Here is a 12,532-nt window from a genome sequence, read left to right as displayed (position 1 = left end):
TCACTTCGCCACGCCCTTGATGCTGAAGTCGTCATACTCCACATCCACCGGGTTTGTGGTCAGGCTGATCAGAGACTTCGTGTCGTGATTGATGCCCGCGGATTTGAAGGATCCCGCCGCCTTGCCGTCGATGCTCACACTGATCTCGTCTCCGCTGGTCTGCACCGTGAGCGTGTGCCATTCTTCCAGGCTTAGCTTTACTGGAAACTTCGTCGTCTTAGTGGCCAGCATTTTCTTCTCTTCGTCAGTCAGCTGGTTCGCCTTCTTGCGGTCATAGAGACCGTTAGCAAGGTCAAATCCTCCCGTTTTGGCATCCGCCACATTCACGCTTGTCGGGCTGATGGTGGCCTGGCAGATGTGGCCGGCGTGGGAGCCTTTGTAGTTCTTGTCATCAAACCACACATTGAAGCTTTTCGCCTTGTCGCTGACGAAGCGGAACTTCACATTCACCTGCACGTCGCGTTCGCCTTCGATCTTGATGTTGTCCACCGCGCTGTGGTCTGAAGTCGGCGCTGTGGTACCCACCAGCACGCCTCCCTTCACCACGCTGGAGCTTTTGTAGTGGCCCCAGGCCTTGCCGAAGCCCTCGGCGGAAAAGTCATCTGAAAAGATCACTCGTGGATATTCAAGGGCAAACGCGGAGGTGGTAAGCAGGGCTGCGGAGAGGAGGAGTTGGAATCTCATGGGACAAAGGTAACGGCGCAGGGAGCGCATGTTTTCGTCAAAGATCAGGCCGCTTGCTCCAGTCCGGTCAGGGTGCCGGTGCTCGTGCCAAATTGGTCCGTCTCTATTCCCAGGCGCTGCAGCATGGAGACATACAGGTTGGAAAGTGGCGGCGCCTCGTCTCCGCCGAATGCCAGGTGCTGCCCATGCTTGAATCCTCCGCCGCACAGCAGCACCGGCATGTTCTTGGTCGAGTGATTCGAGGCGTTGCCGAGATTGCTGCTGAAAAAGACCTGGGTGCCGTCGAGCACGCTGCCGCCCTGCTCCTGCGTGGATTTCAGCCGCGTCAAAAATTCCGCCACCACCTTCATGAGCTCAGTCTCCACCGTGCGCAGTTGCGCGATCTTCGTCGGATCCTGCCCGTGGTGCGAGAGGTCATGGTGCCCCATTGAGACTCCTTGAATCGGCGGCACGGAGCTCGTGCCCAGCAGCATCATGGTGATGAGCCGTGTGGAGTCCGTTTGCAGCGCAAGATGGCTGAGCTCAAACATCAGCCGCGTCTTTCCGATCAAATCGGCGCTGTTCATGTTGTTCTGCAGAGGCTTCACCCCGACCTGCGGCTTGGGTTTCTTCGACCATTCCTCCGCAGTGGTCATGCGCTGTTCCAGCTCACGCACGCTGGTGAAGTACTCGTCCATCTTTTCGCGATCACGGGCGCCGAGTTTTGGCTGCAGGCGCTTTGCCTGCTCGCGCACGGTGTCCAGAATGCTCAGTCCGTCACTCAGGCGGCGTGCCTGCGCCTGCACCTCGTCGGGACGGCCTTCGAGGAACATCCGCGCAAACACCGTCGCAGGCCAGGTTTCCGCCGGCACCATCGCGCCGCTGCGCGTCCATGAAAGACTGAAGCCCTCGCTGGTCAGCGCCAGGCTGGGGAACCGTGTCAGCCCGCCGATCTTTTCCGCCGCGAACTGATCCAGCGAAATGCTGTTGCGGAATCCTGCCCGGTTCTCCGGATGCCGCGCCGCGGTGAGAAAGCTGAAGATCGAGTCGTGAGTCGATCCCACTCCCGGATGCGAAAGTCCGGAGATCACCGTGAAGTCATCGCGTAGATCCTTCACTGTCTCCAGGTAAGGCGAGAGCGCATAGCCGCGGCCCCTTTGTTCAGGAAAGAAAAACTCCGAGTGCATGCCCAGCGGCGCACAGATGCTCACCATGCGTCGTATCGGCTTCACCTCACCAGCGAGGGATTCGAGCACTGGCAGCGAGAGTGTGACGCCTGCGGAGCGGAGAAAGTGTCGGCGGTTCATGAGGTTACTTGGTTTGGAAGAGAACACTTTGCACCAGTTCGTGGATCAGCCTGCGGAAGCCCGAGCCTTTTGCCTGCGTGCGCTCCACGATCGCGTTGATCTCACGCAAATCGGTGGCTTCAAGCAGTCCGCCCGTTGCATAGATCGCCAGCTTGGTGGCAAGTCCGCGGGCAAACTTGTCCTTCTCCTCGATCAGCAGCGCCTTGTATTCGTCGATGTTTTTGAAACGTTTCCCGTCGGGCGTTACATCACCCGCATCCACAGCCTTGCCTTCCAGGTAAGGCATGCGTCTGCCTTCCATCATCACTGGTTTGCCGTTCCCTGTGGTGCGGTAGAACTCTCTCCAGCCGCCGATCACATCAAAATTCTCCAGGGCGAATCCGGGGGGATCTATGCTCACATGACAGCTTGCGCAGGACTCCACACTGCGATGTTTGGCGAGCTGCTCCCGGATCGTCGTCGCGCCGCGTATGTCGGGTTCAATCGTTCCTGCGGAGGGCGGTGGTGGTTTGGGTGGGGTCCCGAAAATGCGGTCAAGCACCCAGGCGCCGCGTGTCACCGGTGAGGTATTGGTGCCGTTTGCCGTCACCTTCAGCACCCCGGCCATGGTCAGCAGTCCTCCGCGGTGGCTGTCAGGTGGGAGCTTCACCCGCTGAAATTCCCAACCGTCCACATCCGGGATGCCATAGTGTTTTGCGAGCCGGCCGTTGAGCATCGTAAAGTCCGAAGAAAGAAAGTTCACGATGCTGAGGTCATTCTTCAGCAGCTCATCAAAAAACAGCTGCACCTCGCGCAGCATCGAGGCGCGCAGCATGTCATCAAACTCAGGATACAGCCTCGCGCTTGGTTCGGTAAAATCGAGATCACGCATCGCCAGCCACTGACCCGTAAAGTTCTCGGTGAACGCCGCCGCCTTCTTGTCCTTCAGCATGCGTTCCACCTGCGTATGCAGCGTCATCGCTTCGCCGAGCTTCTTTTTCTCCGCGAGATCAAGCAGTTCGTCATCGGGCATCGAACTCCACAGAAAATACGAAAGCCGGCTGGCCAGCGCAAATTCATCAAGCCTGCCCGGTTCCTCGCGCAGAAACAAAAACTCCGGCGAAGTCATGATGCCCGCGAATCCCGCACGCATCGCCTGCTCAAAGGTTGTGCCTCTGCCCAGTCGCTTCAGTACCAGCGCGACAAACGGCTCCACCTCCTCCGCGTCCAACTTGCGGCGAAACGCCCGCCGCGCGAAGGCGCCAAGCAGCCGGCGTGCGTCCGCCTCCGGCTTTTCAGAGACCACCTCCACACGGTCCCTCATGTTGTAACCAGGGAAAGGGCCTTGCTGCAGATCTCCAAAGAGGCGCATGTGGCTGGGCGGCGGCCACGACTCATTCAGCGGCCCTTCCATCTCCACCCAGTCCACCTGCAGCCCGGGTCCCTTCCACGCTTCCTGTCCCGTCTTGCTCACCGTTTGCGCATTTGGCAGCGCGTACGGAAGGATGAAGATGGAGGTGCGCGGTTCCAGGCGATCCTCAAATTCAATGACGCGTTCTTTGTCTGCAGGCGCATCGAAATAGCCCGCCAGCCGCGACTTGGGCCCCCCCATGCCACCTCCGCCGCTCTGCACCTCGAAAGTCACCGGCTTCCCGGCGCTCTGCACGCCGCGCACCTGCATGCGGAAACGATAGCGCCCGCGCTGCTCCATGTAGAACAGCGTCGCTCCCACCCACTTGGACGAAGAAAACATCACCACGCTCCCATCATCCTGCTTGCGGAAGACACTTTCTTTGGAGGAGCGCACTTGGTAGGCATCATTCAGCGTCACACGCTTCGTGGCAGATTTCTGCTCCGGTCGGTTCACGATCGCTTGGTTCAGCGCTTCTTCCGCCGCTTCGAGATACTTGGCCAGCAGAAAAGAGGACGTGTGCAGGGCATCGCCCACATTGTCAAAACCCGCCGCCGCTGCATCCTGCGGCAGCAGTTCACGCAGTTTCACCTCCACTCCCAGCAGATCGCGCACGGTGTTTTCATATTCGTTGCGGTTTAGTCGGCGCAGCACCACTCGCCCCTCCGTTTCCCGCAACTTCGCACTTGCCACCTTCACTTGCTCCGCGATCCAGTCCGCCGCCTTCCGCAGGTCCTGGGCAGGAGGCCGCGGTTTTGACTTCGGCGGCATCTCTCCCGTCTCCATTTTCTCCAGCACGTGCTGCCAGGCCGTCAGCATTTCGCGCTTGTCGAACTGCGGCTTCAGATTGTCGAGCCGTAGATCCCCCTTCGCCTTTTCCTCGTTGTGACACTGGATGCAGTGCTCCTTCAAAAAGCCCTCCACGGAAGCCGCACCTTCTGATGAAGTCGGCGCTAGCAGCCCTCCGATGTAGAGACAGCCGAAAATCCCGAAGATCGCACGAGGATGCATGGTGGTGCCTTATTACGCTCGCTACCGCCCGCACTTTGCCATCGGTGGCCAAGGCGGCGTTATTTGGCAAACTTCTTCACAAAATCCAGCACCGAGCGTGTGAAGGTCCATTCGCCGGTTTCAGGCAGGCACTTGGAAGGCGCGCTCACCCAGCTTTCGATCACCATCTGGTCCGGCCTGCCGTCCACAGCGGCATAGTCATACCCTTGCTGCATGATGGAGGTGTACCACGTGCTGTCGTCTGCCAGTCCGCGCTTCAACATGCTGGGATAGCCCGAGGCCCAGTAGATCAGCGAGAAAGGCAGCTTCTTCTGTCGGCAGTAGAGCTCCAACTGCCGCACTTCTTTCCACGAGCCCTTCTGCTGCACGTTAAAGCGCAGCCAGTCCACATCCAGCCGGTAAAAGTCCAGCCCGCGCACCTTCTTTTCCACAAGCTGCTGCTGCAGACCCTCGATCCACTTTTTGTGTTCCTCAATTGTGGCAGACGGATACGCTTCTATATCGCCAATGAGCACTTCCGGGAAATGCTGACGCACCAGCGCGATGTAGTTGGCCGTTTCCTTCAGCGCATACTCGTCGCTTTCATGAATCTGCTCCCGGGCGCAGACCAGCGGCTCGTCCATGGCGATGGCATACAGGTTCGCACCCAGGCTCTGCAACCGCTCCCAGTTTTTACGCTCGGCATTGAAGCAAGCTTCACCCGTCTTTCCCCAAGGCTTTACCGCACCGACCTCCATTGCCAGCCGCAATTTCCACTCCTTCATCATGCCGAACCACTTGCGCAGCTCGTCATCGCTGAAGTGGCGCTGCAAATTCAGGTCTGTGATGAACAGTACATCGATATGCGCTCTCGTTTCTTTCCATGCGTCCGGCTGCTCAAACAGTTGCCGAAAAGCCAGACACTTGTCCTGCCCCGGCGGACTGATCCAGACCGAGGACTTGGGTGTCTCTCCGCTGGCTTGGCTTATGAATGTGGAAAAAAGCCAAATGACAAGCGAACGGATTAACATGCTGGTCGTCATTGACTGTCTCAACGATGAGATGATGTTCATGAATGAAAAGAACGATTTCATACGATATTGATCAAATTCTTGAGCTTGCTGCTGCAGAATACCCATACAAAGGATTGGAGATACTTTGGAACACTCTGGAACCCCATACAGATGCAGGTCGTCCAACAAGTAAGATCTTGGATGAAGAATGGACCGTTTTTACGCTGCTTAACTTTGGAGTGTACATGGGAAATGGTTTTGGGGATAGGATGGGCTTTAACTACACCAACGGAATTGAGGAATTTTTTAGTGCCATGCAGGCTGCTGAAAAATTAGGCTTGGTGCAGACGTCAGCCCTTTTTTCGGAGGTGAATGACGTTCTTGTTAAAATGGGAATTACCCGTTCGCTATGTGAAGAGGTGGGTGTGTTTTGTTTGAGTGATTTTGATGATATCGTGGACGCTTCGGACTTATTGGAGGATGAAGGTGAGGGCTCAGAACAGGATCTTTATACCGTCTTCGAAAGACTCTCGGCGCCATTTAACTTTGATTCGAGGTGGTGGAATTTGGAACATTCTGAGGTGCAGCCCGCACTCATTGAGCACCTTGACAGGAACAAAGATAAGCTTCGCTTTAGAAAAAATGGATAACGCCTGTTTGAGGCTCACATTTTCGTATCATTTAAAAAGTTATGCCCACGATCACATTCCCCGAGGATAAAGCCCGACGCAAAATAAATGAGGTGATTGAAAATAAAGGTTTGGAGCTCGATTTGTCAGGAATGAAACTGCGCAAAGTTCCGGCGGAGCTGGCCGACGCGCAGTCTGTTATTGAGCTCGATCTTTCTGGCAATTTTTTGGAAAATGTTCCCGAGGAAGTGCTGGCGATTCCCGGATTAAAGCACCTCGATCTCGGAAGCAATCGCTTGGCCAGCCTGCCTGGATTTATTGGGCAAATGAAAACATTGAGCGACCTGATTCTGTCACAAAACAAGATCAAAAGATTACCTCAAGAGTTATCGAACCTTGTGGCCATGGAGACCTTTTTGATTGATTACAATCAGCTGACGACCTTGCCTGATTGGATGGAAAATTGGGAATTCCTTTCAGCCATATCTGCAAGTGATAACCAGTTGGTACAGCTGCCCGGCTGGGTTTTTAGGCTTCCGCAACTGACCACAGCAGAATTCAGCACAAACACGATCAAATCATTCGAAGAACTGGATGACACAAACTTTACATCATGTTTGGAAAGACTCTGTGTGTGCCAGAATCAGCTTCAGAATTTGCCGTCACGCATGGTGGAGCTTTCCTCATTGGGGGAATTCTGCGCTTATAAGAATCAACTGTGCGATCTTCCTGAATGGTTTGTTGGCTTGGAGTCGTTGGAGGAGGTGGACCTTTCACAGAACAATTTTTCCTCAATACCTGAAAGCCTGCGGGCTTGCACAAACCTCATAAAGGCTGACTTCACGGCAAATGCGATTCGGTCCGTTCCTCAATGGATGTCCGAATGGGATAACTTGGAATCCCTATGGTTGCATGAAAATCCTGAATTAGGTTTGTCCAACGAAGTTCTTGGACAGACTCGAACGAAATCGGGGGGACGACCAAACAATGTCCAAAAGATTCTTGCAAGTGCACTAAGTGCCAAGGGCAGCCATGACGGGTCTCCGTGATGCGGGGGATTTCCTCCCCCGCATGCAACTCGGCAGAATATTCAGTTATTACACCGGGCGCAGCACGCTCTTCACCACTTCGCCCTTGTGCATCTTCTCAAAGGCTTCATGCCATTCGGTCACGGGCCAGACGCCACCAATGATTGGCTTCACGTCAAACTGGCCGCTGCTCAGCAGGGCGATGACGCGTTCCCAGATGGGCCAGTTGTGGCTGAAGCTGCCTTGCAGGGTGATGTTCTTCTGCACCAGCGGATCGAGGTTGAAGCCGAGCGGCTGCGGGCCCCAGCCCACCTTGCTGATCCATCCGGCAGGACGCACGATGTCGAGCGCGATCTTCAGTGTGATGCTCGCACCTGCAGCGTCAATCACTCCATCGCAACCCAGGCCGTCGCGGGCGGTGGCCCAGGGCTTCGCATCACCAATGATGACCTCGCAGCCATACTGCTTGGCGATTTCAAGACGATGGGCATCCTGCGGCAGGCCGACGATGGCCACCTGCGCACCGCAGAGGCGTGCCATGGCAGCGCAGAGAATGCCGATAGTACCTGGGCCGAGAACGACCACGCGGTCGCCGGGCTCAATGCGGGCGTTTTTCACCACGGCGCTATAGGCCACGCAGCAGGGTTCGGTAAGGCAGGCCTGTTCAAAGGGAAGCTGGTCCGGCACATGGTGCAGAATGCGGCTGGGCACGCGCACATACTTCGTCATGGCTCCGTTCACCCCGTAACCAAATCCCTTGCGGGTCGGGTCCAGGTTGTAGAGACCACGCTTCGTCATCGGATTGTTCGGGCTGATGATGGCGGCGGTCTCGGAGACAACGCGGTCGCCCACTTTCCAGCCTTCCACTTCCTTGCCCACTTCCACGATGCGCCCACCGAACTCATGGCCGAGCACGACGGGGTAGTTCACCGGCCAGGAATGGTCGGCGGTCCATTGATGGAGGTCAGAGCCACAAACGCCCACATTGGCCACTTCGAGGAGCACGTCCTCACTGCCAATGGTGGGCGTTTCGATTTCACGGACTTCGACGGAGCCTTTTTCAGGCGCATAATTGACGACGGCGGCGGATTTCATGGTGTGGAAAGGAGTGGAATTAAAAAGCAGGAACGTCCTGAGCGTGCACGGCCTCGCAAATCATGCGCAGCGAAGCTTCGAGATTGCCGTCCGCAGTTTTGAAAGCATCAGCATCAATCGTCAGCGGAGCGCCCAGCACCACCAGCGGAGCGCCATATTTCGGGCACTGAATGGCCTGTTCCAGGCTGAGTCCGCCCACGGCTTGCACGGGCACTTTGACGGCGTTCACGACCTCACGCAGCTGATCCAGCGGGCTTGGCATGCGCTTGCCAGCGGCGGCGATGCCGCGGCGCTCGTCGTAGCCGATGTGGTGGATCACGTAATCGCAGCCCAGATCCTCCAGCCACTTGGCGCCATCGACCATGTTCTCGGAGATCATGTTGTCTCCCATGACCTTGCAGCCGAAGTCCTTGCCTGCGTTGACCACGCATTTCACGGTTTCGGCATGAGCTCGGGCCATGACCACCACGTGGGTGGCTCCGGCCTTGGCCATCATCTCGGCCTCCAGGTAGCCGCCGTCCATGGTTTTGAGATCGGCCACGATGGGGGTGTTCGGGAAGGCCTTGCGCAGGGCGCGGACACCGTGCAGACCTTCGGCCAGGATCAACGGCGTTCCGGCCTCCAGCCAGTCCACGCCGGCACGCATGGCCAGGGCGGCGGTTTCGAGCGCTTCGTCGATGTTCGTGAGGTCGAGGGAAATTTGGACGATGGGTTTCATGGGCGGTTGGTGAGTTGCAGATTAACGCAGAACCATGCATCGTCGTCACGACAAAGATGATGCGAAATGCGACACCCCTGAAACCCCGCGAGCGCCCAAGGCGCCCTGCGGCGGAAATTGCGCGCTGGAGGAAGCAGCGCGCGGCTTGGATGGCTGCACTGGAGCCGACGCTGCTGTTTCAGCGTCTGTTTGACCACATCCCCGGGGTTTACTTTTTTGCCAAGAACAAGGCGGGGCATCTTATGTTTGCCAGCGAAGGGCTGATGCAGCGCTACCAGATGCCGGATGATTCGGAAATCATTGGGCGCACGGACTTCGACCTCAACCCGGACACCATGGCGCAGGCCTATGTGGATGACGACAAACGCATCCTCGCCGGCAAGGCAAACTTGATTGAGCGCGTGGAGTTGTGGTGGGACTCCCAGGGCATTCCGGACTGGTTCCTGGTGACGAAGCTGCCGCTGTTTGACACCAAACGACGCGTACAGGGCGTGATGGGCACCTTGAGGCGTCCTGACGAAGCAGAGCGCAGGCTGCCGGTGTTTCAAACCGTGGCGCAGGCGGTGGAAATCATCCGGCATGACTACTCGAAACCCCTCTTGATAGAAGATGTGGCCAAATCCTGCGGCCAGTCGTTACGCCAGCTGCAGCGGCGGTTTCAGAGCGCCTTCGGCATCACGCCACAGGAGTTTCTAATCAAGACACGCGTACTGGCCGCAGTGCGCCTGCTGGAGCGAACGACTCTCACGGCGAGCGAAGTGGCGCAGCAGTGCGGGTTTGTGGACGCCAGCAGCTTCACCCAGCACTTCCGCAAACGCATGGGCGAGTCGCCCGCAGCGTATCGAAGGGCAAGACGATGAATCTCAGCGCAGCTCGTCGCAAAGGGCCAGCGCCTTCATGGCCTGGGCCGTGGCGATGTAGGTGATGTAGCTGTAGTTCCCACGATAGAGAGACTGCATCCACCAGCGGCCGGAGACGCGCTGTTCCTGCTTGAGCCACTTGAGGGCGCGTTGAATGCGTTCATCACTGGCTGGGATGTTGTTTTGGCGCATGAGCACGATGGCGAAGGCTGTCATGTAGGCGTCGCTTTCGGGCTTGGCGGCATCTGGCAGGCTGGTGACGAGCTTCACCACGGTGTCGCTAATTTTGAAGTGCCAGTCATTCAGGGCTGACATATCACGCAAGGACCAGCCGCCGTCGGCGTGTTGCTTGGAGGATAGAAGTGCCAGTGCCTCATCGCGCAGGGGCTGTGGAACGACATCGGGCAGGTAGAACGCGAGTTGCAGGCGCAGAATGCGGTCGAAGTCATTTTTGGGTTCGGCTGTGCGGAGCCAGGACTTCATTTTCTCGACCTTGGCAAGAAGTTCTGGGTCTTTGAGACCGGCCAGCCAGCCGGGTGCGGCGGTCATGGCGCGAGCGGCCTGCAGGGTAAGCTCAAAGTCGGTGGTGATGTGGGGAATTTCGACCTCTCCAAAGCTGACGAAAGAGCCGTTGGCAGACTGGCGGGCGAACATCTCCTGCAATGAGCGTTCCGTGTGCGGGGAGAGGCTGCCGGTAATGTGCTTGTCCCATTCGGCGAGGCCCATGGAGCGCCAGATGCTCGTCCAGGAGCCGCCGAAGTACTTGATGCCATCCTTTTCAGTTTCCTTCTGGGGCTTGACCTCTGCTGGCACAGTTTTCACGAAGTCTGCCAGCACTTCCTCCAGCGGCATGCCGAGCTGTTTGGCCAAAGCCGGGCGCTCGCTCAGGTAGGGACCGGTGGTGTGGCAGTTGACGCAGGTCTTTTCGCGCACCCAGCAGATGGCGCCGTCATCGAGGTATTTGGCGGCGGCTTTAATGGTCTCAGGACCAAAGGCTTTCACTTTGGGCTCGTCTGCCGTGGCCCGGCTGATCTGGATGCCTTCGGTCTGGTATTGGAACTCGGCCTTGGGCTTGGGGGCATCGGCAGCAAATGCCGAGGAGGTGACCAGCAGGAGGAGATAGGCGGGCTTCATGCGCCTGACTGTACGCTGCGACTTTCCGCAATTAATCGCCCGAGGGGAATTGAGCCGTCTTCATACAACCAATGGCGGAAAGAGGAGGCAATCTGCGGCCATTCGTTGTCGAGCATGGCAAACCAGGCGGTGTCGCGGTTCTCTCCCTTGATGATCATGTGCTGGCGAAAGATGCCTTCAAAGGTGAAGCCGAGGCGGAGGGCGGCGGCGCGGCTGGGGGCATTGCGTGCATCGCATTTCCACTCCATGCGCCGATAGTGCAGGGTTTCGAAGCAATGGCGCAGCAGGAGGTAGCAGGCTTCGGTATTCGCCTTGGTGCGCTGGGCGGCGGGGGCGTACCAGATCCAGCCCAGCTCGGCCACACGATGGTCGGCACGGATGCTCATGAGGGAAATGGTACCGAGGATTCGTGCCGAGGCGGCATCACGTACGATGAAGACGACGACGTTTGGGGTGGCCTGCCACTCGTGGAGGAAAGCGGCATACTCTTCAGCATTGGCGAAAGGGCCGCGCGGCATGTAGCGCCACAGGTTGCAGGTCTTTTCATCTCCATGCGAGATGGCGAAGAGCTCAGCGACATCTGCTGCGACGTCGAGTGTTGTCAGGGTGATGAACTGGCCTTCGAAGCGTTGGGGATTCATGATGGAACGATCACTTCTGTCTTAATGGAGTTTGCGATGAAGCATTGTTCGTGCGCAAGATGATGCAAGTGAGACACTTCGGAGGCATCTGGCTGTTTGGTGCCGCTCCAGGTGATGCAGGGGCGCAGGGTGATCTGGCTGATCCAGAGCACGCCGCGTTCGTTTTTCGTCATAATGCCCTCTGCTTCATCTTCGTAGCACTCGGCGCAGAATCCTGCATCGCACGCGACGTGGAGGAACCAGAGCATGTGGCAGCTGGAAACGGAGGCGACGAAGAGTTCCTCGGGGTCGACGCCTGCCGGGTTGGACCACGGGGAGGGGACGATTTGCGGGGTAGGGGAGCCGGGCAGAGTGGCGCCGCCGTCGAAGTGAAGGGTGTGCTCTCGGGAGTAGCGGCGGGCGAGGAAGTCGGGGCCCTGGTTTTTCCAGCGGATGGTGGCGGTGTGGTGGGACATCAGAGTGTTTCCTGCATCATTCGGGCAGTGTCACGATCGGTCTGATTGGTGCTGTTTTGTAGCATGGAGATGACTGAAGCTGCATCTTGTGGACGATTTTGGCTGAGCTTGAACTTGCCTTCGAGGCGGGTGATCTCGATTTCGATGCCGACGATGCCTTTCATGAGGGCGTCGCGGAATTCAGGGGGAAGTTCGCCGTGCCAGGGGGTGGGGCGGCCGGATTCGTGGAGCTCGACGAGGTCGTGGAGCATCTGGGCGAAGCGGTCATGCTGCGTGATGATGCGTGGGGTGCCGTAGGCGTGCACGGCGGTGTAGTTCCAGGTGGGGACGGCGGGCTGGGTGGTGTACCAGGTGGGGGAGATGTAGGCGTGGGGGCCGGTGAAGATGACGAGGACTTCTTTGTCCAAATGCTGCCACTGGGGGTTGGCGCGGGCCATGTGGGTGAGCAGACTTCCGTGCGAGTTTTGTGTCGGATTCAGCAAAAAAGGCAGGTGCGTGGCATGCGGAATCTGGCCGTCATGAGTGACGAGGGTGGCGAAGCTGTGGCGCTCCATGAAAGCATGCAGGGTGTCGCGGTCGTCGATTTTGAAATGGGAGGGGGTGTACATT

13 protein-coding genes are annotated in these 12,532 nt (G+C 57.8%); 3 read left to right on the top strand and 10 right to left on the bottom strand.

The window, feature by feature from the left end; all coding sequences use genetic code 11:
* From ACILSR_RS11230 to ACILSR_RS11215, 4 genes are read right to left on the bottom strand one after another with little or no spacing between them, the layout of a single operon-like run.
* Complete coding sequence (locus ACILSR_RS11230; protein WP_395749860.1) at positions 1-684, bottom strand: hypothetical protein; 684 nt, start codon at positions 682-684, stop codon at positions 1-3.
* A gap of 44 nt (positions 685-728) precedes the next feature.
* Entirely contained in the window at positions 729-1,970 is a 1,242-nt protein-coding gene (locus tag ACILSR_RS11225; RefSeq protein ID WP_395749859.1) for a DUF1552 domain-containing protein, read from the bottom strand.
* A 4-nt stretch (positions 1,971-1,974) separates the two neighbouring features.
* Positions 1,975-4,371, bottom strand: coding sequence for a DUF1592 domain-containing protein (locus tag ACILSR_RS11220; RefSeq protein ID WP_395749858.1), 2,397 nt, complete (start codon positions 4,369-4,371; stop codon positions 1,975-1,977).
* Between the two features lie 59 nt (positions 4,372-4,430).
* The gene (locus ACILSR_RS11215; protein WP_395749857.1) at positions 4,431-5,489 is read right to left on the bottom strand and encodes a hypothetical protein; all 1,059 of its coding nucleotides are present in this window, start codon (positions 5,487-5,489) and stop codon (positions 4,431-4,433) included.
* Between ACILSR_RS11215 and ACILSR_RS11210 the strand changes: the two genes are divergently transcribed.
* Both ACILSR_RS11210 and ACILSR_RS11205 read left to right on the top strand, forming a co-directional pair.
* Positions 5,426-6,013 carry a hypothetical protein gene (locus ACILSR_RS11210; protein WP_395749856.1) on the top strand — a complete coding sequence of 196 codons (588 nt, stop codon included), beginning with the start codon at positions 5,426-5,428 and terminating at the stop codon, positions 6,011-6,013. The genes ACILSR_RS11215 and ACILSR_RS11210 overlap by 64 nt on opposite strands.
* Positions 6,014-6,054: 41 nt before the next feature.
* On the top strand, positions 6,055-7,041 hold the full coding sequence (locus ACILSR_RS11205; protein WP_395749855.1) for a leucine-rich repeat domain-containing protein: 987 nt from the start codon (positions 6,055-6,057) through the stop codon (positions 7,039-7,041).
* A 48-nt stretch (positions 7,042-7,089) separates the two neighbouring features.
* Here ACILSR_RS11205 and ACILSR_RS11200 read toward each other — a convergent pair whose 3' ends face one another.
* Both ACILSR_RS11200 and ACILSR_RS11195 read right to left on the bottom strand, forming a co-directional pair.
* Positions 7,090-8,115 (bottom strand): zinc-binding dehydrogenase, encoded by a 1,026-nt coding sequence (locus ACILSR_RS11200; protein WP_184339341.1) that lies wholly within the window; start codon positions 8,113-8,115, stop codon positions 7,090-7,092.
* A 19-nt stretch (positions 8,116-8,134) separates the two neighbouring features.
* A complete protein-coding gene (locus tag ACILSR_RS11195; protein ID WP_395749854.1) occupies positions 8,135-8,833 on the bottom strand; it encodes an orotidine 5'-phosphate decarboxylase / HUMPS family protein in 699 nt (232 codons plus the stop codon).
* A 149-nt stretch (positions 8,834-8,982) separates the two neighbouring features.
* Between ACILSR_RS11195 and ACILSR_RS11190 the strand changes: the two genes are divergently transcribed.
* A complete protein-coding gene (locus ACILSR_RS11190) occupies positions 8,983-9,693 on the top strand; it encodes a helix-turn-helix domain-containing protein (RefSeq protein WP_395749853.1) in 711 nt (236 codons plus the stop codon).
* A 3-nt stretch (positions 9,694-9,696) separates the two neighbouring features.
* On the opposite strand, the gene ACILSR_RS11185 is transcribed toward ACILSR_RS11190, so the two are convergent.
* From ACILSR_RS11185 to ACILSR_RS11170, 4 genes are read right to left on the bottom strand one after another with little or no spacing between them, the layout of a single operon-like run.
* Positions 9,697-10,827: a prenyltransferase/squalene oxidase repeat-containing protein gene (locus ACILSR_RS11185; RefSeq protein WP_395749852.1), complete on the bottom strand. Its 1,131-nt coding sequence runs from the start codon at positions 10,825-10,827 to the stop codon at positions 9,697-9,699.
* Positions 10,824-11,468, bottom strand: a complete 645-nt coding sequence (locus tag ACILSR_RS11180) for a GNAT family N-acetyltransferase (RefSeq protein WP_395749851.1) — start codon at positions 11,466-11,468, stop codon at positions 10,824-10,826. Before ACILSR_RS11180 ends, ACILSR_RS11185 begins: the two co-directional genes overlap by 4 nt.
* Entirely contained in the window at positions 11,465-11,923 is a 459-nt protein-coding gene (locus ACILSR_RS11175; protein ID WP_395749850.1) for an OsmC family protein, read from the bottom strand. Before ACILSR_RS11175 ends, ACILSR_RS11180 begins: the two co-directional genes overlap by 4 nt.
* Positions 11,923-12,531, bottom strand: a complete 609-nt coding sequence (locus tag ACILSR_RS11170; protein ID WP_395749849.1) for an FMN-binding negative transcriptional regulator — start codon at positions 12,529-12,531, stop codon at positions 11,923-11,925. Before ACILSR_RS11170 ends, ACILSR_RS11175 begins: the two co-directional genes overlap by 1 nt.
* Between the last annotated feature and the right edge of the window lies 1 nt (position 12,532).

It is taken from the genome of Prosthecobacter sp., assembly GCF_044222565.1.
In the GTDB taxonomy this organism is placed as follows: Bacteria; Verrucomicrobiota; Verrucomicrobiia; order Verrucomicrobiales; family Verrucomicrobiaceae; genus Prosthecobacter.
The sequence above is the reverse complement of the archived record's forward strand: the minus strand, read 5'-3'. Positions and strand labels throughout refer to the sequence as shown.